General features: G+C 49.9%; 15 protein-coding genes and 3 tRNA genes. 7 read left to right on the forward strand and 11 right to left on the reverse strand.

All coding sequences use genetic code 11. The annotated features are described in order from the left end of the window. The first annotated feature begins 3 nt into the window (after positions 1-3). The 6 genes from HMPREF1492_RS05015 to pknB all read left to right on the forward strand — a co-directional run bounded on the left by HMPREF1492_RS05015 (position 4) and on the right by pknB (position 9,484). Entirely contained in the window at positions 4-1,800 is a 1,797-nt protein-coding gene (locus HMPREF1492_RS05015; protein ID WP_035436576.1) for a serine/threonine-protein kinase, read from the forward strand. Beyond that, positions 1,787-2,911, forward strand: a complete 1,125-nt coding sequence (locus tag HMPREF1492_RS05020) for an FHA domain-containing protein (protein ID WP_035436579.1) — start codon at positions 1,787-1,789, stop codon at positions 2,909-2,911. Before HMPREF1492_RS05015 ends, HMPREF1492_RS05020 begins: the two co-directional genes overlap by 14 nt. Beyond that, entirely contained in the window at positions 2,911-3,324 is a 414-nt protein-coding gene (locus HMPREF1492_RS05025; RefSeq protein ID WP_012809422.1) for an FHA domain-containing protein, read from the forward strand. Before HMPREF1492_RS05020 ends, HMPREF1492_RS05025 begins: the two co-directional genes overlap by 1 nt. 7 nt (positions 3,325-3,331) lie before the next feature. Next, the gene (locus tag HMPREF1492_RS05030) at positions 3,332-4,591 is read left to right on the forward strand and encodes a Stp1/IreP family PP2C-type Ser/Thr phosphatase (protein WP_051479408.1); all 1,260 of its coding nucleotides are present in this window, start codon (positions 3,332-3,334) and stop codon (positions 4,589-4,591) included. A gap of 2 nt (positions 4,592-4,593) precedes the next feature. After that, entirely contained in the window at positions 4,594-7,458 is a 2,865-nt protein-coding gene (locus HMPREF1492_RS05035) for an FtsW/RodA/SpoVE family cell cycle protein (RefSeq protein WP_035436581.1), read from the forward strand. 100 nt (positions 7,459-7,558) lie between these two features. Beyond that, complete coding sequence (gene pknB / locus HMPREF1492_RS05040; protein ID WP_035436583.1) at positions 7,559-9,484, forward strand: Stk1 family PASTA domain-containing Ser/Thr kinase; 1,926 nt, start codon at positions 7,559-7,561, stop codon at positions 9,482-9,484. A gap of 674 nt (positions 9,485-10,158) precedes the next feature. Here the strand turns inward: pknB and HMPREF1492_RS05045 are convergent. The 11 genes from HMPREF1492_RS05045 to HMPREF1492_RS05095 form a co-directional block, all read right to left on the reverse strand. After that, a tRNA-Arg gene (locus HMPREF1492_RS05045) sits at positions 10,159-10,234 on the reverse strand. 77 nt (positions 10,235-10,311) lie between these two features. Then, positions 10,312-10,938, reverse strand: coding sequence for a hypothetical protein (locus HMPREF1492_RS05050; protein ID WP_035427167.1), 627 nt, complete (start codon positions 10,936-10,938; stop codon positions 10,312-10,314). Next, positions 10,925-11,821 (reverse strand): phosphoribosylaminoimidazolesuccinocarboxamide synthase, encoded by an 897-nt coding sequence (locus tag HMPREF1492_RS05055; protein WP_035427165.1) that lies wholly within the window; start codon positions 11,819-11,821, stop codon positions 10,925-10,927. Before HMPREF1492_RS05055 ends, HMPREF1492_RS05050 begins: the two co-directional genes overlap by 14 nt. Positions 11,822-11,896: 75 nt before the next feature. After that, positions 11,897-13,402, reverse strand: coding sequence for a sensor histidine kinase (locus tag HMPREF1492_RS05060; RefSeq protein WP_035436585.1), 1,506 nt, complete (start codon positions 13,400-13,402; stop codon positions 11,897-11,899). A gap of 11 nt (positions 13,403-13,413) precedes the next feature. Then, complete coding sequence (locus tag HMPREF1492_RS05065) at positions 13,414-14,127, reverse strand: response regulator (RefSeq protein WP_035427161.1); 714 nt, start codon at positions 14,125-14,127, stop codon at positions 13,414-13,416. A gap of 100 nt (positions 14,128-14,227) precedes the next feature. Next, the gene (locus HMPREF1492_RS05070; protein WP_051479409.1) at positions 14,228-15,439 is read right to left on the reverse strand and encodes a hypothetical protein; all 1,212 of its coding nucleotides are present in this window, start codon (positions 15,437-15,439) and stop codon (positions 14,228-14,230) included. Between the two features lie 3 nt (positions 15,440-15,442). Further along, positions 15,443-16,789: an adenylosuccinate lyase gene (purB, locus tag HMPREF1492_RS05075; RefSeq protein ID WP_035436587.1), complete on the reverse strand. Its 1,347-nt coding sequence runs from the start codon at positions 16,787-16,789 to the stop codon at positions 15,443-15,445. 68 nt (positions 16,790-16,857) lie between these two features. Further along, a tRNA-Lys gene (locus HMPREF1492_RS05080) sits at positions 16,858-16,933 on the reverse strand. A 48-nt stretch (positions 16,934-16,981) separates the two neighbouring features. Further along, the gene (locus HMPREF1492_RS05085) at positions 16,982-18,259 is read right to left on the reverse strand and encodes an aminopeptidase (protein ID WP_035436590.1); all 1,278 of its coding nucleotides are present in this window, start codon (positions 18,257-18,259) and stop codon (positions 16,982-16,984) included. A gap of 166 nt (positions 18,260-18,425) precedes the next feature. After that, positions 18,426-18,500, reverse strand: a tRNA-Gly gene (locus HMPREF1492_RS05090). A 471-nt stretch (positions 18,501-18,971) separates the two neighbouring features. After that, positions 18,972-19,373: a Fur family transcriptional regulator gene (locus HMPREF1492_RS05095; RefSeq protein WP_084054988.1), complete on the reverse strand. Its 402-nt coding sequence runs from the start codon at positions 19,371-19,373 to the stop codon at positions 18,972-18,974. Between the two features lie 147 nt (positions 19,374-19,520). Between HMPREF1492_RS05095 and HMPREF1492_RS05100 the strand changes: the two genes are divergently transcribed. Further along, complete coding sequence (locus HMPREF1492_RS05100; RefSeq protein ID WP_035436596.1) at positions 19,521-21,776, forward strand: SpaA isopeptide-forming pilin-related protein; 2,256 nt, start codon at positions 19,521-19,523, stop codon at positions 21,774-21,776. The last annotated feature ends 72 nt before the right edge of the window (positions 21,777-21,848 follow it).

Raw genomic sequence — 21,848 nt, forward strand, 5'->3', positions numbered from 1 at the left:
GCCGTGAGTGACTCGCGGTCACAGACCACGCAGACTGCATATCTACATTCACCTTCTGCTCAGCATGCATCACCTGCGGCTGAGCCAGAAATTTTGCTGGACCGATATCGCGTTCTTGCTCGCAGGGGTAACGGAGGCTTTGGCACCGTTTGTACCTGCTGGGATACTCGTTTGCAGAGACGCGTAGCCATTAAGCGTATGCCACTGTTGGGAGCTTCCGAAACTACCGGAGTGTTTGCTTCAACTGTTGACGAGGCTCTTTCTGAGGCAAGAACTGCCTGCTTATTGGCTCATCCCAACATTGTGACTGTTCATGACTTTGAGATTGAAGGCGATTACGCCTATTTGGTCATGGAGTTTGTTGATGGTCTTAATTTATCGGAGCTCTTGGCTCGCGTTGAGGGTGGCTACCTCACCTATGCCGAAGCAGCTCACATGGTGTCTTCACTTGCAAAGGCGCTTCACTATGCTCATGAAAACGGCGTACTCCATCTGGACATCAAGCCAACAAATATCATGATTGACCGCCAGGGTACGGTAAAACTTGCCGACTTTGGTATGGCAACACTTGCTTCAGCTGCTGGTTATGGCGGCGCTCGTGGTGGTACGGTAGGCTACATGCCTCCCGAGCAGGTTGAAGGCATGCTTGTTGACGAGCGCGCTGATATTTTCTCGCTTGCTGTTGTTCTGAGGCAGGCTCTAACGGGCGTCAATGTATTTGCGGGCAGAACGGCTAAAGAATCCCTTGATCACATCTACAAGGGCCCAAAAATTCCTCTGCTCAAACAAGATCCCGAGGTTCCCTTTGCTGTAGACGCCGCCTTGACGCAGGCACTTTCCCCTGAGCCGTCAATGAGACAAGGAAGCGTCTTGGAGTTTGCACAAGAAATTGTGACTCCTCTTGGCAGCGAAAAGCAGGGCGAGAAAAGCCTCAAATCCCTGGTGGAACAGTCAGAAGAAGAGGAAACCGAGACCTGGGATGTCAAGCATCTTCCGCTCTCAATCCGCTTCCCCTGGCTGCCCTCGGCTACCGTGCGTGGCGTATCAGCCCTGGTCGCCGGTATTCTTCTCGCCCAGTTATTCCAGCTTATTGCTCCAGAATCGTTCACGTTTATTGTGGTGGGTTCTCTTGTAGGAGCTGCGGCAGCTGCTCTTTGGACTCCGTTGGGTTCTGCGCTTGTCATTGCATGCGCGGTATATGCCCTGGCAAGTATTAGCCCTACCAGCACTTCATTCCCATTTGCAACGCTTGTAACCTTAGTAAGCGTTATATGGTGGGCCTTTGCAGGAAGGGTCTCAAAATTCAGCAGCATCAACTGCTTATTAGGAGCTTTATTACCTGCTCCTGTTTCAGCACCAGCGCTTGTCTCCGCCACCATGCATCCACTACCTGCGGTTTTAACAGGAGCCTTTAGCTATCTTTTTGGGACACTGTTTGCAAGAGGCATATCTTTAGGCTTTGCGGCAACGCCTCTTGCTTATGACTACACCTCGCTGACCTCAGGACTTCCTTTTTGGATTCGCTTTGGGGCATGCTCCCTATCTGCTCTTTTAGGCTCGCTTATGAGCCAGAAAAGACGCCGTGGGTGGATGGTTTTTGGACAAATTATTTGTGCTGCATTGCTTTCAAGTGGCTTTATATGGGCAGCTTGGATGGAGAATCCCAATTTTTGGGTAGTTGAAAGTATAGTTTCGGTACTAATTACGGTATTCTTATGTGTACTTGTATGTATTGCAATTGTCCTGATAGGTCCACTTGACGCGGATCAGGAAGGCGAGGAATTAGATGAGCTTTCTTAGTGACTTTGAAAACCGTATTGGTTCGGTCTTTGGTGCCGCACCTCAGGGATACGCAGAGCCTTTCTCTTTTAAGAAGCTTGCCAAACGCGCAGCTAAAGAGATGGAACGTGAGACGTATGAGATTGATGGTGTAGACACTGCGCCTGCCCTGTATACCGTTTTAGTTGCTCCTCAAGACGATTCACTGATGCGTCCTCTTTATGCTGATCTAACTGCAGAGGTTTCTGACTTCGTGGCTGCTCAGGCTCAGCAAAAAGATTATGTATTTGTTGGTCAGCCGCTTGTTCGTTTTATGGTTGACCCATCTCTGAAGCCTGGAAAATTTGCTGTCTTTGCAGAAAACGTTGACGGCAATACGCTTGACCAGCTACGCAACGAAGAGCGTGCTTTCTTGGGTGGAAACTCCAGTGTTGGAGGAGCTGCAGCTCAAATGCCTCAGCAGCACAATTCCCGCGCTGCTGCTCAGCCAGAACTACAGCCAGAGCCAGATCCTCTGTCCGTAGTTAGACCCGTTTCTGCAGATAATGCAACCCCGGAGGTTTTGGGCGATCTTGCTGGTACAGACGCTGGTCTTGCGGTAATGCCACCAGATTTTGTTGAGGCTCAAGGCGCAATTCCTGTTGTTTCTGCAGCTGAGTCTACCCCTATGCCTGTTCTTCCTAGCTCAAACGGGCTTCCAGACCTTCCAGTTAACGGAGCTATCCCAACAGCGGCTCCTGTCCCTATGACACAGCGTCGTGTGACACCTTCACTTGATACCCAGTTAAACGGCGTGGGCGGACGTCCTTCTCGCAATCTGCAGGGCACGCCACGCGCAAACATGGATGCTACCTGCATTTTGATTGATCGCCAGAGCGGTCGTTCGTATCGCGTTGAGGCTCCTCGCGCCATCATTGGTCGCGAGCGCTCTCAGGCAGACGTTGTTCTGCGCGATCCTAACGTTTCAAGACGTCACGCCGAGATGACCTATGACGGTCACGATTGGCACATTGCTGATTTGCACTCCACTAATGGAACGCTTGTCAACGATATCGACGTAGATGAGGTAATTCTGCGCGACGGAGACCTCATTACCATTGGTCTTATGGATCTTCAGTTCCGGGAGAACTAATGATTGATTTGATTCTCTTTGCAGGACGTGTTCTGCTTGTTGTCCTGTTGTACATCTTCCTGTTCTCGGTCATGCGCACGGGCATTGGTCTTGTCCGCGGTCAGCGCAAAGACGGAGCTATTTGGTCCGTTGATGTCGAGAAGGGCGTCAAGTCCTTACGTGGTCTTCACGTAGACATCTTGGGTCCTGTTGTTATTGGACGCTCCCCTTCGTCTGACATTGTGATTGACGAACCTTACGTTTCTGCTTCACACGCCCGCTTTACTATCCAGGGCCCTGCTCTGGTACTTGAAGACCTTGGATCCACAAACGGAACCATGGTTAATGGTCACATCATCGAGCAGCCTGTTACCCTTCGCGACACAGACGAAGTCCAGGTCGGCGATGTGATTATGCGTGTTGGACGTCGATAAGAGGCTCATGGTTTCTTCTGATACAACACATATTTCTGATACACCTACACAAGAGCCCGTGAGTGCTCCTGGTCGTTGCGAGCTGCCACTTGATGGTCGCTGTGACGCAGAGGCAGCTTCTGGCTCTAACACCTTTATTTCTTGGGGCGCCCGCTCTGACGTGGGATTAGTTCGCGAGCATAACGAGGACTCGTTCCTTTTGCGCACTCCCCTTTTTGCCATCTGCGATGGTATGGGAGGTCACGCCGCCGGTGAGGTGGCAAGCTCCATTGCTGTTAAGGTTATTGCCGAACAGGCGCCAAGTACCGCAGACGATGTCCGTCTTGGCGCTGCAATTGAGGCTGCTAACCAGGAAGTTATTGATGCCCCTGCAAAGGGTATTGGCAAACCTGGCATGGGCTCCACTGCCTCTGCTGTCCTCATTGAGGGCAATCAGATGGCCGTTGCTCATGTTGGAGACTCTCGCATTTACCTGCTCCATCATGGCACGCTGGTCCGCATTACTCATGACCACAGCTATGTTGAGGAGCTCATTGATTCTGGTCAGATTACCGCTGATGAGGCTCGCACACACCCTTCTCGCTCGGTAGTTACGCGAGCTCTTGGCTCTGATCCAGACATGTATGCAGATCATTTCTCGCTTGAAGTATCTGATGGTGACCGCATCATCTTGTGCTCCGATGGTCTCTCTGGCATGGTGCCCGACGATGAGATTGAGTCCATTGCTGTCTCTAACGTCACGCCACAAAAGGCTGCCGATAACCTTGTTTCCGCAGCTCTTACCTATGGCGGCTCAGACAACATTACCGTTATTGTCATCGATGTCTTGGACGACGGCATAGCCGATCAAACCAGAAAACACCTTACTCGTGGCGTCATTGCCACGTTTGTCTCGTTCCTTGCGCTCTTTGCAGCCACTGTTGCGGTGTTCTTCCTGTTTGTAAGCAGCGAGTGGTACTTAGGAATTAACGGAACTACCGTTGGCGTTTATCGAGGTATTCCTACAACAATTGCCGGCATAAACATGTCTTCGCTTGTTGAAACTACGTCGATTGAAATAAAAGATTTGCCTGACGCAGTTCAAGACTCTCTTGCAGACGGAATTCGCGTTAAGAACGAGGATGAAGCACATAGCACCGTCGAGAATTACCGCAAACAAATTGACGACGCCAACACTAAAGCGGTCAAAAAGAAAGAAGACGTTCAGTCTGGCGGAACACCCACAACAGAAACAACAACGTCAACAACAAGTTCGGGAGGTGAGTAGGAATGGAAAAAGCAGGTGGACTAAGGCGTAATACAGAGCTCTTCTTACTATTTGTAGGAGCAATCCCTGTATTTCTGCTGTACGCCATGTACATGATTACTGCTCGCTCAACGCTCAGCCTTGAGACAATGGCCGTTCCTATTGGTCTCTTTGCAGCATTTACCGTGGCTCACATTGCTATTAGGTTCCTTGCTCCCGCAGCAGACCCCGCCATTCTCCCCATTGTGTTTGTGCTCTCGGGAATTGGCATCACCATGGTCACCAGACTTGCACCAAATCTTGCAGTCAACCAGACCATTTGGCTCTTTATCTCTGTTGTTGTGATGATTGTGGTACTGGCGGTCATTAGAAATCTTGACGCGTTAGCACGCTACAAATACTCCATTGGTATTCTCGGCGTCATACTGCTTCTTCTGCCAATTGTTATTGGCCAGGATCGCTACGGCGCAAAACTCTGGATTTCTTTTGGCGCATTCACCTTCCAGCCTGGCGAGCTTGCAAAGATTGCCATTACGCTCTTCCTGGCATTTTATCTAGCACTGAATCGAGAAGCCCTATCGGTCTCCATGCGTTCTTTTGGACCTTTCCGCATTCCTCGCTTTAAAATGCTGCTTCCTCTGTTTGTCATGTGGGGCATCAGCCTGATTGTTGTTATTTTTGAACGCGACCTTGGTAGCGCTCTGCTCTTCTTCGTGTTCTTTGTCATCATGCTCTATGTAGCAACAGGTCGCGCAAGCTACGTTTTTGTCAGTATTGCGCTCTTGGCCATTGGCGGCGTGGTGCTTTATCACTTCTTTGGTCACGTTCAGACTCGTGTCAACATTTGGCTTAACCCCTTCAAAGATCCCGCTGGAGACGGCTACCAAATTGTCCAGTCCCTCTATTCCATCGCAGATGGAGGCCTTGCTGGCACCGGAATTGATAAGGGAATGCCTACGCTTATCCCTATTGTTGAGTCTGACTTTATTTTCTCGGCCATTGCTGAGGAGCTGGGACTCTTTGGCGGAGCGGCAATTATTACCCTGTTCCTGCTCCTTACTGTGCGCGGTCTTGCAACAGCTGCTCGTGCAAAGTCCGATTCATCTGCTTTTGCAGCTGCTGGTCTTACCAGTGTTTTGGCGTTCCAAACCTTCCTCATTGTTGCAGGCGTTACTAAGCTCATGCCTCTAACCGGCGTTACCCTGCCCTTTATGAGTCAGGGCGGTAGCTCTCTTCTTTCCAGCTTTATCATTATTGCTCTGCTGCTCAGGGCAGGTGACGAGGGAACTGGTCGCGAGACAGAGCTTGAACCAAGCAAGAAAACACTTGACTCCCAGAGGCTTGAAATTTCTTCTGGTGGAGCTCACGCCTCTTCCGTTTTGCATGGCAGCCACATCCGTGGAGGCTTTGGCCTGCAGTCTGAGGAATCCGGTGTTCTGGGACGTGTTGCTCTTGGAAAACGTCTGACCAATTTGGTTACCGTATTTACCCTCTTCTTCACCGTTCTTCTCGGCAACTTGACCTTCTTGATGGTCATTGACGCACCTAGACTTCAGGCGCTCCCTACCAACAACCACACTATTGCTAAGAGCGCATATGTTCAGCGCGGCGCCATCATGACTTCTGACGGCGTCACTCTGGCAGAGAGCGTCAAGCAAGACGACGGCACCTACGTGCGCAACTATCCACACGACGGCATGGCTTCTCACACCGTTGGCTACATCTCTACCCAGTACGGAACTGCAGGTATCGAGTCCTCCATGAACGAGACGCTCACCGGACACGCAGATCATTCCGACTGGAGAAGCGCTCTGTACTCGATGGCAGGCGTTAATACCGCTGGTTCAAGCGTTGTTTTGACCATCAATTCCCAGATGCAGGCTGTAGCAGAAGCTGCACTCCAGGGATATTCCGGCTCCATTGTTGTTATGGATCCAGCCACCGGAGCCGTGCTTGCAAAGGCTTCAAGCCCTTCATACACCCACGCTGATCTGGGCACTGTTATTGAGTCTGGTACCGGCAGTCAGCTGGTTGACAGAACTACCCAGGCGCTCTACTCCCCAGGTTCGTCGTTTAAAACCATTACGCTTTCTGCTGGAATTGACACACATACCACCACGCTGGACACCACCTATTCAGCTCCAGGAACTATGGAGCTTGGCGGTGGAACCATCCACAACTACGCCAACGAGGACATGGGCACTATTCCTCTGCGTGAGGCATTTGCTCGCTCTTCTAACACGGCGTTGGCGCAGCTTGGCGTAGCACTTGGCGCAGACAACCTGGTCAGCTATGCACGTGCCTTTGGTTATGGCACAGCGCTTGGCCAGGACTTCTCCACTACACCATCGCTGATGCCAAATCCTGCCGAGATGACCACCTGGGAGCTTGGTTGGGCGTCTTGCGGCCTTCCTGTTGGAGAGCATGCAAGCCCTGCAGGTCCTCAGACTACCGTCATGCAAAACGCTGTTGTTGCGGCTGCAATTGCTAACGGCGGCGTGGTCATGAACCCTTACATCGTTGATCGCGTTCTCTCGCCAGAGGGAGCTGTTGTTTCTACAACGTCACCAAAATCGCTCGGACAGGCAGTGTCTGCGGATACCGCCGCGCAGGTCCGAGAGGCAATGTTGGGCGTTGTTGAATCTGGCACTGGTATGGGAGCTCGCGTTCCGGGCGTCAAGATTGCAGGAAAAACAGGTACGGCAGACGTCGAGAACGGCAACTTTAACTCGTTCTTCATCGGTTTTGCGCCTTACGACCATCCAACCCTTGTTGTTTCTGTTGTCATCGAAGGCAACGGTGAGAACGTTTTAGGTTACGGTGCTCAAGTTGGCGGACGTGTTCTTGCGCAGTGCCTGAACATCCAGGCTTTGGGAGCTGCTTCGTAGCGCCTAAAACACCGCACGGTCTTCTCCCCAAGTAGTTGGGTGTGTTCTAAGATAGTAAGTGACGTGGCGAGAAAATCGCACGCTTGATAGGAGTTGAGTTATGCCAGGTAGAATGCTCAGTGGGCGTTACCAGGTTCAAGACAAAATTGGTACCGGTGGAATGGCCACCGTTTACCGCGGACAGGACCAGGTTCTTGGTCGTACTGTTGCCATCAAGATGATGCTGCCGCAGTACGCAAACGATCCTTCCTTTGCTGCCCGCTTCAAGCAGGAGGCACAAGCCGCAGCGGCGCTCTCCAGTCCTTATATTGTCTCGATATACGACTGGGGTAAGGACGGCGAGTCCTACTACATTGTCATGGAGTATCTGCGCGGTACAGACCTTAAGAGTGGCATCCGCAAACATGGAGCCCTTGATTCCCGTAAGGTCGCTCAGATTGGCTCTCAGATTGCTCAGGCGCTCTCTGTAGCACATCGTCACGACATCATTCACCGTGACATCAAGCCACAGAACATCATGGTCCAGCCAGATGGCAACATCAAGGTCATGGACTTTGGCATTGCTCGTGCAAAGAACAGCAGTCTAACCACCGATAACTCTGTTCTTGGCACCGCCCATTACGTTTCTCCAGAGCAGAGTACGGGCAAGCCTTTGGGACCAACCACCGATATCTATTCCCTAGGCATTGTCATGTACGAGGCTGCAACTGGCCGCGTTCCCTTTGTTGGTGACGACGCTATCAGCGTTGCTATGAAGCAGGTCAACGAGGCTCCTCAGCCACCATCGCTGATCAACCCCAACGTTGACCCCGCACTCGAGGCAATCATTCTTCGCTGTATGGAGAAAAACCCAGCTGACCGCTATCAGAGTGCTGACGAGCTTGCTCGTGCGCTGCGCGATTTTATTGCTGGTCGCGCCACTATTCCAAGCAACACCACCGTGAGCCCCCGCATTGTGACGCCACCTCAGCCAACTTCCAGGTTGGATCGTCGCGGCATCGACGGCTCCAACACCTACATTACGCGCGGTGGCGACACTGGTCGCTTGAACCGCGTCCATTCTCGCGAAGAGGCTGATGAGCTGGACAAGCGCGAGAATAAGCGTCACAAGCGCAACGTTATTCTCGGCGTTTTAGGCGCTTTGGTTGTCCTGGCTCTTGCGGGCTTTGCTATTGCACAGATGCTCGGCAACTCTTCCCAGCAGTATCTGGTTCCACAGTTTGTTGGTCAGACAAAAGACCAGGCTACTCAGGCACTAAATGCTTCTGATAGCCACTTTAAGCTGGGAACTGTTACAGAAAGCTACAGTGATTCTGCTCCTGAAGGTCAGGTCATTGATCAGACACCAAGCGCTAACAAACAGGCTTCTGAAGGAACCGCGGTTAACCTTGTCATTTCTAAGGGCGCTAAACCTGCTGCTGCAGTTAAGGTGCCTGATCTTACCAACAAGAGTCCATCAGAGGCTGAGTCTGCTCTTGCTGCTGTTGGCCTCAAAGCAAGAAATGGTGACTCGGTTGAGTCGGACGACGTAACCGTTGGTTATGTTGCAACACAGGAACCAGCCGCAGGTAGCGATGCTAAAGCTGGCGACACCATCACCTATCACCTGTCTACTGGCAAGGGTAAGGCAGATGTTCCAGACGTCACCGAGATGACTGCCGAGCGTGCGTCCGATGTTTTGAAAGATGCAGGCTTCAAGGTAGATACTCAGAAACAGCCTTCGTCGAGCGTTCCTGAGGGCCGTGTCATCTCCCAGTCTCCAGCTAACGGCAAGGCAGATAAGGGTTCCACGGTAACCATCGTTGTTTCTTCCGGTGCTCAGAGCGGATCTGTTCCAAACGTTGTTGGCAAGGACTTTGAAACCGCTCAGTCCACGCTGGAAAACGCGGGCTTCCAGGTCAACACGGTTTGGGTCTACGATGATAACGTTGCAACTGGAAACGTAGTTGGTCAGACACCATCAAGCGCTGCAGCTGGCGCTACTATCACCATCCGCGTCTCTAGCGGACCTCGCCCATCAGCGTAATCGCTGCGGCGTACAATGTGCTTAACCGGTACGTTCAGGCCCTGTAACCGAATGCGGTTGCAGGGCTTTTTGCTGCCACGGAAATAGTTCGACAGCGGCACGTGTCGTCGCCGGAACCGGTGACGCAAGCGCTTCAGCGCTGCGAGCGTTTTATTGCCGCGATTATCACGACTGTTTCCAGCAATAAAACATCTTCGAATGACCAAGGCTTACTTGCATCATTTTTCGGAATACGGCCGATCGGATCCATTTGCTGATGGCCGAACACACCTATGTCGGATAATCTGTCAAAAAGACGTATACATGACGCTGAAAATAGCTAAGACATGCAGAATATCTTCATTAGGTGTGTAATATGCTCGCAATTGGACAGATTATCTGACATAGGTGTGTTCCATAGATACGGAATTTACCTATAGTTAAATTTCTTATATATATCTATTCATTATTCAGCATATTAATTGAAGTTTATGCATAGAAATGTATATCAGGTATTGAGGCTCTCTAAATGTCAGACATTGAGCCCAGATGTCCGGTTATCTTGATTAAAAGCCAGTCGATTCTTCAGCGGGGCGCGGCTAAGCTGCACTTTTTGTGCACCAAACCTAAGAAGCCGACGCTGACACGCCGTAACAAAGAAAACCGGCAGCACGAAGCCGCCGGTTTGAAATCAATGGTGCCCCCGGGCCGATTCGAACGGCCGACACCCGCTTTAGGAGAGCGGTGCTCTATCCCCTGAGCTACGAAGGCATGTGGGATATTCTACTCACGTAGGCTCGCGTACGCAAATCTCACCAAGGCTTGCGGCGCCGGCAGCAGAGCCGCTGCTACTTGCGACGAGCCTTGCGCTCGGCCCTCTTTCTGTCGTACTCAGCCTGACGCTCGAGGTAGAAATCGTTGAGCTTCTTATCGGTCATGCCAGCAACCTTAGCCTCGATCTTCTTGCGAAGAGGACGCATCTTAAAGAAGCTGTAGACAACCGAGCCAAAGATGCAGAAGTAAGCAAAGACCAGCATGATGGCAGAAATCATACCAACGCCGGTGTTCAGGTCCCTGGACTCAGGAACCATATACGAAAGCACCAGTGTAATGATGGTTGCAACAAAGCCAAGACCTAGGAAGACCCACCAAACGCGCTCGGCACGATGATAGTCTGGATCCGCGCGCAGCATAGCCTCAAATCCACGGCTGCGAATATCCTCGCGCTCGCGCTGGCGAGCACGTGCAGCACGCTTCTCCTCTTTGCTCTTTGGAGCGCTGGAGCCAGAGCCAGAGCCACTCACACGTACAGATGCAGCTGCCTCTCGTACTGGTTTAGCAGTAGCAGCAGATTTGCGACCAAAAGCGGAATACGAAGGACGCTCAGTCTCCTCAGAGGTTTCTTTCTTTGAAAGGCTTGCGGTGGCCTCACGCGCTTCTTTGGTTGCGCCTGTAATGGTGTCACGCAGTGACATTGGTCTCCTTCAGTGGTACAAACTCAGTTCCCGTAATAATCTGGAATGCCGTACGATAACGCTCGGACGTACCCTCAATAACCTCTTCTGGAAGATGAGGTGGCTCTCCTTGCATGTCCCAGTGGGCTTTCAGCCAATCGCGTACATACTGTTTGTCGTAGCTTGGCTGAACATGTCCCTCAGAATAACCCTCAGCAGGCCAAAAACGACTTGAATCGGGTGTAAGGCACTCATCAATAAGTGTAAGTTTTCCGTCGATAAAACCAAACTCAAATTTGGTATCCGCAATAATAATTCCACGAGTTGCAGCATATTCTGCAGCAGCCTTATAAATTGCAAGCGAGGCTTCCTTCAGCTGAGTAGCAACATCCTCACCAACAATCTCGCAGCAACGCTCAAACGAGATATTCTCGTCATGATCGCCAAGCTCAGCCTTAGTGGAAGGAGTAAAGATGGGCTCAGGAAGTTTAGATGCCTCAGTCAGACCATCAGGCAGCTTAATGCCGCAGACGGTACCGTCCTGGTCATAGGTCTTTTTGCCAGAACCAGTAAGATAACCACGGACAATGCACTCAATTGGCACGGTCTGTGCTTTCTTTACCAGCATTGCGCGACCAGCAAGATACTCAGTGTAATCTGCAAACTGCTCAGGAGTCTGATCTGGCAGAACAGAAATCATGTGGTTAGGCAGAAGGTCCTTGAAGCGATTAAACCAGAAAGCGCTGATACGTGTCAGAATTTCTCCCTTAAAAGGAATCTCGTCAGGAAGAATAAAGTCAAAAGCACTAATGCGATCGCTCGCAACCATCAAAAGTTTGTCGCCACAATCGTAGATATCGCGAACCTTACCGTGCGAATCGGGACGAAGCTCAGCTCCAGCCACAATGACCTCACTTCTGCGCAAAGCGCGTTGTATTGCAGGACTTTTGATTGTACGGCAAAATGTCCAAAAATCGACCTACAACAAAGTATCTGTTACAGAGATATTATTTTGGGCAAGCAGAGGAAGGTGCAGCGAGAAGGTCGTGCCCTTTCCAAGCTCGGATTCTACCGAGATAGTGCCGTTATGACGGTCCATAATCTCTTTTGTAATTGCCAAACCTACACCAAGACCACCTGAAGCGCGCTCGCGGCTTTCTTCAGCGCGCCAGAATCGCGAGAAGGTCTGTGGAATGTCCTCAGGAGCAATTCCCATACCATCATCAGTCACGGAGATAACCGCATCGGTATTATCAATCGATACGGTTATGGCTACATGGCCTCCATCATTGGTGTAGCGGATAGCGTTGCTCAGCAAATTGGTCAGGGCTTCTCGAATCATGTCCGAATCAATATCAACAAAACAATTACCCTCGGGTGTCTTATCCACAAAGGTCAACGTGCGGTTATTCTCCTTAAAGAGTGTTTCTTGTACCGCAACGAGACTCGCCACCATAGCCACAACATTGACGCTTTCTGGGTTGAACTTTGTCTTTCCATTCTCAAGCCTTGAGAGGTGGAGCATGGCGTCTACCAGGCGAGAAAGACGTCTACTCTCAGACACAATGTTTTCCAAGCGCTCTTCATCTGCGGGTAAGATACCGTCTTGGATTGCTTCAACGGTGGCCATGATAGCCATAAGTGGAGTTCTGAGCTCATGTGCAACGTCACTGGTCAGACGGCGTTCAAGCTTAATGTCTCTTTCGAGTGAAGACGCCATATCGTCGAAGGTTTCTCCCAGACGCCCCAGTTCATTCTCGCCACGGATGCCTGAACGAGCCGCAAGATTGCCGCTTCTGATCTGAACAGCTGTCTCGGTAATACGACGCACCGGCTTGGTAAGCGAACGTGAAGCCAAAATACCAATCAGTCCAGAAAGCGAAATTGCAATGGCTGCAGCAAGACTAATTGCCTGGTAAGAACCATTACGGAACGCAATGTCTCGCTGGGTCAGAAACGGCTCAGAACCAAACGTCCAAATTCTAATGCTGCCCACAGGCTCACCTTGCAGGTTTTGGACAACTGCATAAACCACGGCGTCACCCGTCTGAGGGCCAGATAATGCACTATTTCCACCAGGTCGGCGAGCATTTGGTGCCGAGTCGTCATACAGAACCACGCCAGAAACATCTAAGACCTGGATACCAATATCGGAATTGGTTGCAGAGGCCTGACGTGCAATAGAGAGAACGTCGGCATTCCAGCCTTCTGCGCGCGCGTACGCCTGAGACATATTGAGCGCGGTAGTATCAACGGTGTTTTGTAGGTTCTCCCTGGTATAAGCAGTAAAGCGACTCTCCCACACAATACCCAAGACAGAAATAAGCACCAAAACCGTCATGACCGCAGTCAGCGCAAAGAACGCCGCCATGCGGGTGGTAAAGCTTTGAGTGCCCACGGGATCGGGCTTAATAGTTTTATAAGAACCCTCAGTTTCCGGAGGGTTCTTAAGAGAATTTGAGTGATGTTTCTTGAAGAGCGCCAAAGCTCTAAAGCTTAGGACTCGTGGCTAGCGTTGCCAGCCTCAAAGCGATAGCCAACACCGTGAACGGTGAACAGCCAGCGAGGATTACGAGGATCATCGCCGAGCTTTGCGCGCAAGTTCTTGACGTGCGAATCAATAGTACGCTCATAGCCCTCAAAGTCATAACCCAGGACCTTCTCGACAAGCTCCATACGTGTGTACACGCGACCAGGATAGCGAGCAAGGGTGGTGAGCAGCTTAAACTCTGAAGCGGTCAGGTCAACTTCCTCGTTGTTGATGAGAATCTTGTGACCAGAAATATCAATAGTAAGAGTGCCGTAATCAAGCACGTCAACAGCAGTATCTGGCTCAGAATACGTGCGGCGGAACAATGCGCGAACGCGTGCCACCAGCTCGCGCGGCGAGAAAGGCTTAACAAGATAGTCATCAGCACCAAGCTCAAGACCAATAATTCTGTCTTCTACCTCACCTTTTGCGGTAAGCATGATGATAGGCACGTTAGAGGTATCTCTAATTGCACGGCAAACGCGCTCTCCAGAAAGTTTTGGGAGCATAAGATCGAGAATCACCAGGTCAAATGCGTGCTTTTCAAACTCTTCAACTGCACTTTGACCGTCGCCAACGCCCTTAACAACGTAATTTTCGCGCTCAAGATATGCTGAGACGGCGTCACGGATGACTTTCTCATCTTCGACAATCAGAATTTTCTTCTCGTCGGAAGCCATTGTCTCCCCTTTTCTTTTGCCCTGCATGTATGTGCGTATGGCACATTACGATTATTCATTAATTATTTGTATTCATTCTATCTCTATACCTACAAATAATCTACAAAGAAAAAACACGAACTGTCACGGAAGCCGGATATCCGCTGGTAGGATCCTTAACAGTTGAGTAGGTTACAAAAGAATCACAGTTGCCTTCTCGAGCGGGAAACTCTCCGTAATCAACGCTTCTATCCATTGAATAGAGCCAGTTTGCCGTTTGATTTTGCGTATCAACAAGCACGTAAGAGGCACGGCTCTTAACTATGTAAAGACTACCTTTACCTGCCGATATTGCATAAGGTTCACGCTCTATGACGTAAGGGTTTTCGCCTGAAGCAGGCAGGATATATGTTCCCATCTTGCCCAACAGACCGCCCGAGTCATAACTTGCTTCAACTGACACAATAAACTTATCGTCTACGCGACTTGCTGCAAAAGGTTTAACAGATTGAGGCATAACAAGCTGGTCAACCTTGGTTTTAAGGTTGTCTCCCAGCAGGTATGCTGTAACGCCATAGAAAGTGCCTTCGGAGGCGCGAACTCGAGGAGTAAGGGTAACTACGCCCTTTGAGATAGACGGTGCAGTAGCAAATCTACCTGGAGATTCAACGGCGTCCGTTCCCTCAGAATCCCCCACACGCCACACGTAGCAGTGCGAAGATTCACGGGTTTTCTCGCCAGAAGAAGCTGGTTGGACTAGCCAAACCACCTTATCGTCTCCGCAGGCAAACGGAGCCGGATCCCAGTTTTTATCGGCCTTGTAGAGGACCTTTGCATCTCCAGTAAGCTTGCCGTCGGAAAATGGTGCGGCAAGAAGCTCCCAGTCAAAGGTTGTGGTATCCACCTCAACCCATGCATAAACGGAGTCGGAGCAGCGAACGTCGTAAATTACGGCGGTGGTATTGTTCATCTGAGCCGCAGGAACAACGTCAACAACCTGGCCAGACGTCAGCGAAAGAGCAGAGCCCTTTACCATTGGCGTAGCAGACGCTCCGGCCGTGGTAACGGGAATCCAATTTCCATCGGCTGGATGCAGCACGCTTCCCAAAGGAAGAGTCCAAGTCTGGCTAGGTTGGGCAGAATACTCCGCTGAGCTATAGGAGTCCAGCACATTTGTGCCAGAGGACTCGTCAAGTACCAGCGGTTTTCCTGCATCTCCCGAGCCTTCTTGATGAGAGCAGCCAGACGCGATGCTAATTGCACCCGCAACTACGACACCAGCCGCTCCCGTCTTAAAGAAGTTTCGGCGAGAAATGTTCCCAAACAGTGACACGATTTAGTCCAATTCAAGATGCTCAAGACGGTCAAACAAAACGTTTGAACGGGTAAGGAATGCGCGAGGGTCAAAGATTTTCTCAAGCTCCTCATGGCTCAGCGTACAGGCTGGGTCTGCCTCAAGAAGCTCCTGGTAGGATGGTCCTTCCTTGCATTGCTGAATATCTGCCCAGACCTTCATAGCGTTGGACTGAACAATCTTGTATGCCTCTTCACGAGTAATACCAGTGTTGACCAGGGCAAGAAGAACCTTTGACGAGAAGAGCATGCCACGGGTCTTATTGAGGTTGGCCATCATCTGCTCTGGATACAGGACCATGCCATCAAGCAGGAACTCAAGCTTTGACAGCATGTGGTCAAGAGCAATAAAGCTGTCTGCCTGGGCAACGCGCTCAGCGGAAGAGTGGCTGATATCGCGCTCGTGCCAAAGAGCAACGTTATCAAAAGCAACCTGTGCGTTTGCCTTAACTACGCGGGACAAACCACAGATCTTCTCGGCAGTAATAGGATTGCGCTTGTGAGGCATAGCGGAAGAGCCCTTCTGGCCCTTGCGGAATGGCTCCTCAGCCTCGAGGGTATCGGTCTTCTGCAGCGCACGCATCTCAGTTGCAATACGCTCGCAGGTAGCAGCAACGGTTGCCAGAACACCAGCAAGGTACGCGTGGTGATCGCGAGAAATTACCTGGGTTGAAAGTGGGTCGTGGACAAGACCGAGTTTCTCGCAAACATACTCCTCTACAAAAGGATCAATGGAAGAGTAAGTTCCAACAGCACCAGAAATAGCACCATAGGCAACGTTTTTGCGAGCATCCTTCAAGCGGTCAAGGTCGCGCTTAAACTCCCATGCCCAGCTACCAAACTTCATGCCAAAGGTCATAGGCTCGGCGTGAATGCCGTGAGTACGACCAACGCAGAGGGTATCGCGCTCCTCAAACGCGCGACGCTTGCAGATAGCAGCGCAGCGACGAACCGCAGCAATAAGCAGGTCACACGCCTGGGTGAGCTGATAGCAAAGGGCGGTGTCGCCCAGGTCCGTTGAGGTCATGCCGTAGTGAACCCAGCGACTTGGCTTAAGCTCACCCTCTGGAACCTTGGCATCAATGTAGGAGCCCATATTGGTCAGGAAGGCAATGACGTCGTGGTTGGTAACGGCCTCAATCTCGTCTACCTCAGCGCGGTTAAACGCAGCGTGCTCTCGAATCCAAGCTGCCTCTTCGCGAGAAATGCCAATAACACCAAGCTCAGCCTGTGCTTCGCACGCAAGGACTTCAATTTCCTGCCAAACGGTGTACTTGTTCTCCAAAGAAAAGATGTGGCCCATTTCTTTGCCGGTGTAGCGATCTACCACGATGAGACTCCTTCTGCTCGTAAAAGAAAAGGTCGAGTACCACTATGGTACCCGACCTTTGAATTACCTGGTGGGCCGTTAGGGGTTCGAACCCTAGACCTTGGGATTAAAAGTCCCCTGCTCTACCAACTGAGCTAACGGCCCATTATCGGGCGTGGCAATTTTACCACGCAACTAGGATAGTGTAGCAGTTTACTCCCATGCCCATTGTCCATTTACGAAAATTGGTGTTTCTTTTCCATCGGCAGAAATTCCCCAAATGTTCAAATCGTCTGCACCAATCATAAAATCAACGTGTGTAGTGCTCTGATTAACGCCGTGGGCCAAAAGCTCTTCTGGACTCATTTCAAGGCCGCCCTTCAGGCACTCTGGGAAGCCCATTCCAAGTGCTAAATGGCAGCTAGCATTCTCGTCATACAGGGTATCGTAGAACAGAATGCCGCTCTGGCGAATAGGTGTGTTTTTAGAGATTAAAGCGCATTCTCCCAGGTACTTGCCGCCCTTCTGAGAAACAATAGAAGTCAGAACGTCTTTGCCCTGTTCAGCGCCGTAGTCAACAACCTCGCCGTCTTTGAAGGTAAACCAGAAGTTTTTAACAATCTGGCCGGCATGAATCAGAGGCAACGCAGAGTGAACAGTGCCGTTTACCTTGCGATAGTTTGGCGTTGTAAAGACTTCCTCGGTAGGAATGTTAGGGAAGAACAACGTTCCATCCTGAGTCTTTCCAGCGCCGCCCTCCCAAAGATGCCCTGGGTTCATACCAACAGTCAGATTAGTTCCATTTGAAGATTCATAGCGAAGCTCTTCAAACTGATGAGAATTCATGAAGCGCTTGGTTTTCTCAAATGTTGCATTGTGGGTCTCCCAAGCACTCTGAGGATCTTCTCCACTTGCATGAGCAACGTCCAAAATTGCAATCCAAAGCCTGTAGATTGCCTCAGCCTCAGAAAGCTCTGGGAAAATTACCTTTGCCCATTCAGCTGCAGGAACACCAGCAATACACCAAACGTTTTTACCAAAGTCCATACCGTTTCTAAAGACGTCGCACTCTAAGTTTCTTGCGCGAGAAACAGCAGCTGGCTTTTCTGGATCAATTCCCTTTAGACCATTTGGATCATCAGACGAGAGGAACAAAAATGCTGCACCCTGCTCTGCAAGGGAGTTAAGCTGCTCAATCTTCCAGCTTGGTGTCTTAGAGAGACGCGCTAGGTCAACGTTTTCGTACATAATTCTTGAGGACTCTTGATCGCCCCAAATAACTGTGACAAATTCTGCGCCAGCCGCATAAGCTGCTCGCTGAACCCTACGGGCAAAATCAGCAATCTCAATTGAAGCGTTAATTACCAGCTGACTTCCCTCAGAAATTGCGCATCCCTTCTTAACAAGAAGCTCTGCGTATTTATCAATCTGATCAGACAGCGCATCAAGAGCAATCTTTACCTCTTGATCTGTCATAGGAATTTGTGCCATGTTGTTCCCTTCAACCATCAGTCCGCGTAATTCGAGTACTTAAGCACGCTCTATCAAAGATATATCCAAAATATTTCCGCTCAACTTCTACCCGAACAACCTTCTTCACAACGCCAAATTTCAATCTTGTCCATAAAAAGAGCCCCGAAGGGCTCTTGTATGTCTTTGGAGCGGGCAACGGGATTCGAACCCGCGGATGATGGCTTGGGAAGCCATTGCCTTACCACTTGGCGATACCCGCAATTGTGTAGATTTTATCACAGTATTTTTTGCCTTTTAATCGCTTGCTCAGCAACTAGATAAAAGTTTGATGAGTTGTTTTCTGCCTAGCTGCGCATATACAACAAATATGCACCCACACAAATTTTCTCCGTCAGAAACTGGACAGGCGCTGGCCAGAATAGGCACAAAGTCACTCTTTAGCATGCTCTCCAACGAAAGGAGCGCTATGCAAAAGTACTTCTGGCGAGAAACCCCCGCACACCACTATCCCGCCTCTTATAGGCGCCTGCTCTCCACCCGACAACTCCGCCTTCCTCGGGCAAAGCTGCTTGGCGGAGATCCCGTCATGCCAAGCAGCTTCCCTTCCGTAGGACATGCGGGCCTGCGGGCGCGTCTAGCAGACAGGTTTTCTCGCAAACCTGAGGCTCCCCCATAAAGAAAAAGACCGGTGAAACACCGGTCTTAAAGAAGGCTGTTTTGTTGCAACACATTAGTTAACGCTGTGATGGAGCGCTGGGTTCTTAGCTAGGCACTCGTTGCAAATACCCGTAAAGCACAGAGCGTAAGAGTCAACCTCGCCGCAAGAATCCTTGGTGAGATTGGTAAGGTCCCTCAGAACTGGTCCGTCAACATCAAAGACACGGCCACACTCATGACACTGGAAGTGTGCATGCTCGGTTGTGGTTGGATCAAAACGAGAGATATTATCGCCGGTATTAACAACCTGGAGCTCGCCTGCGTCAACAAGCTGCATAAGGTTACGGTAAACAGTTCCAAGAGAGATGTTTGGTAACTCCTCTCTTACTGCTGCATACACACTATCTGCTGTTGGATGGTCATGGCGACCTTCCATATAAGTACGAATTGCCTCACGTTGCTTGCTGTAACGCACGATAACCTCATTAATTAGTAAGTGTTACTGATTACTGAATACGTTAACACTAATTGTCTATATGTTGCAACAAAAGCTCACATTTATGCATTACCAAATATCTCTATATACACAATCTACCTCTGATTTTTCAGTTTGGAGGCACGCATGTTTATCACAAAATCCTCAAAACCTAAGAAGGAAACAGCTGCACGAAGACAAACCCCTTCTTCTGTCTTTCACTTCTGGTTTATTCCTCTGTTACTTGGAGCACTTCTCCTCAGCCATTTTTTCCTAAAGCCTGCCCATAGGCTTGCTTTTGCACAAGAACCCTCATTTACCGTTGCACAAAGAGAAGATTTTCCTGGTGGACAGCAAATTCCCATGTGGACTGCTAGCGATGGTACCTATCTTTACTGTGGAGATGAATTTAACCATTATGGTGCATGGCCAGGAGCAACGGGAAGTGTGGTTGACCCGCAATCTTATACAAAGCTCACCTCAGCCAACGGCGCTCGCGGTGGAACGTATACAAATGAACAGCTTCGAGCTATTGATTACATCATCTATCACGGAGCTACTGCGTCCCAAGAAAAGGACGTGTATGGATATACGGGATGGAAGGCACGAGCCATCACGCAGTTTACACTGTGGGCTGTTATGCGCGGTGAAGCCCATGCACTTGCGGTAAGTGTTCCTCAGGCAGAACTTCATCAGCCTATTGAGCAGTTCTATTCCGATGCTATGAACTATGCTCAAACCAACGGCGGCAGTCCAGAAAACGGAGTTGCCAAGCTCTTTGTACCCACAGGAGACAAACAGGTTCTGTTTTTCTTTGGACAGCAATCTGGCTCACTCAAAATTACCAAAAGTTCCTTATTGCCTGATGTCACCTCCAATAACGAGCACTACACCCTAAAAGGCGCTGTCTACGGAGTATATTCCGATGAGAGTTGTACCAATCTTCTTGGCAGTCTCACCCTTGATAAATCTGGGTCTGCAACGCTCGACAATCTTCCTGTTGGAACGGTGTATGTAAAAGAAACCGCTGCACCAAAGGGCTTTCTTCTTGACCAATCGGTTCATGCTGTAAAAATAACAAACCAGGAAGAGAGCACTCTCACGGTTACCGATACTCCTATTGGAGAGTTTGATCTACGCATTTCAAAACAAGACTTTGACCACAGCACTAGCCTCGACGAAGACGCTCGTTCTGAGCAGCAAAGCGCTTCTCCCCAAGGAAACGCAACGCTACAGGGTGCACTTTTTAAAGTGACCTATAGCGGCTCTGCTGAAACAATAATAAGAACATGGGTTTTCTCGACAGATGCTCACGGTTTTGTTTCTTTTGACGCAGAGCATAAGGTTTCTGGAGATGATCTTTTTACTCTTGGCGAGAAACCCTGGCTTCCTCTGGGGTATTACCAAATCGAAGAAATTCAAGCACCTGAAGGCTATAAACTTCCAGAACATTCACTTCAAACCTGGAAGCTATCAAGCCAAGACGGCAATCTTATCTGGACAAATCTTTCTAGCGGAAAAGAGAATTCCTCGTCTGAGCACTCCTTTACCTTCAAAGACGAGGTAATAAGAGGAAATCTTAGAGTTAAGAAAATCGGGCATACTTCTCTAAGTTCACCTGATGGTTATTCTGAAGTAGGTGAAATGCCAAGTCTTAAGGGCGCCAAAATTGAGCTAACTAATAGCTCTGCTCAACCTATCTTCTACCAGGGAAAATGGATTGCTCCTCACGAAGTTGTCACCACAGTAGAAACAGACGAATCTGGAGAAGCGGCGGTTAAAGACCTTCCCTTTGGCTCCTATTCACTTAAAGAGGTTACGGCTCCAGCGGGATACTCTCTTAACAAAGAATGGAACCCAACGGTCACTCTTACTTCTGAAGAGACTGTAGAAGCACCCAAGCTCATTGATGAAAGAATTTCTTTACAAACAATGCTTGTGGATGCTGAAGGGTCAAAAAATCCTGAATATGCCGAGAAACTCAATCTTGTTGATCACATTAAATACGAGGGTCTTACCCCAGGAGAAGAGTACGAAATTACCGGAGAGCTCTATGAAACAAAGCAGCTCCAAGAAGGTACGGCAGAACCTGTTGCTCGCGGAACTGTCCGCTTCAAAGCTCCTACCTCATCGGGAGAAGCTGCGGTTCCTTTTTCTGTAAGGACTGCCTCACTTGAAGGTAAAGAAGTTACCGCCTACGAAACCATCTCAAAAGATGGTGAGAAAGTTGCTTCGCACACCGATAGTCACTCTAAAGCACAAACTATTCGTGTGACGCCTAGGCCCCATCTTCCGGGCACGGCAGACAATGCCTACGCAGTTCCCCTTTTACTCGCCTTGGCAGGATCGGTACTTATTGGATGTGTCCACTTATTTGCAGCAAAAATAAGACGCTCCTTTTAGTTGAGCAACCTTGTCTTGGCGCAAAAAAGAAAGGGCAGAACTCTCTGCCCTTTCTTAAAAATTTGTACTAGT

The organism is Atopobium sp. BS2 (genome assembly GCF_000565075.1).
GTDB lineage: Bacteria > Actinomycetota > Coriobacteriia > Coriobacteriales > Atopobiaceae > Lancefieldella.

Coding starts and splice junctions, on each gene's coding strand:
- pknB (WP_035436583.1), top strand. CDS start 7,559: ATGCCAGGTAGAATGCTCAGTGGGCGTTACCAGGTTCAAGACAAAATT.
- HMPREF1492_RS05100 (WP_035436596.1), top strand. CDS start 19,521: ATGTTTATCACAAAATCCTCAAAACCTAAGAAGGAAACAGCTGCACGA.
- HMPREF1492_RS05050 (WP_035427167.1), bottom strand. CDS start 10,938: ATGTCACTGCGTGACACCATTACAGGCGCAACCAAAGAAGCGCGTGAG.
- HMPREF1492_RS05085 (WP_035436590.1), bottom strand. CDS start 18,259: ATGGCACAAATTCCTATGACAGATCAAGAGGTAAAGATTGCTCTTGAT.
- HMPREF1492_RS05035 (WP_035436581.1), top strand. CDS start 4,594: ATGGAAAAAGCAGGTGGACTAAGGCGTAATACAGAGCTCTTCTTACTA.
- HMPREF1492_RS05030 (WP_051479408.1), top strand. CDS start 3,332: ATGGTTTCTTCTGATACAACACATATTTCTGATACACCTACACAAGAG.
- HMPREF1492_RS05025 (WP_012809422.1), top strand. CDS start 2,911: ATGATTGATTTGATTCTCTTTGCAGGACGTGTTCTGCTTGTTGTCCTG.
- HMPREF1492_RS05020 (WP_035436579.1), top strand. CDS start 1,787: ATGAGCTTTCTTAGTGACTTTGAAAACCGTATTGGTTCGGTCTTTGGT.
- HMPREF1492_RS05065 (WP_035427161.1), bottom strand. CDS start 14,127: ATGGCTTCCGACGAGAAGAAAATTCTGATTGTCGAAGATGAGAAAGTC.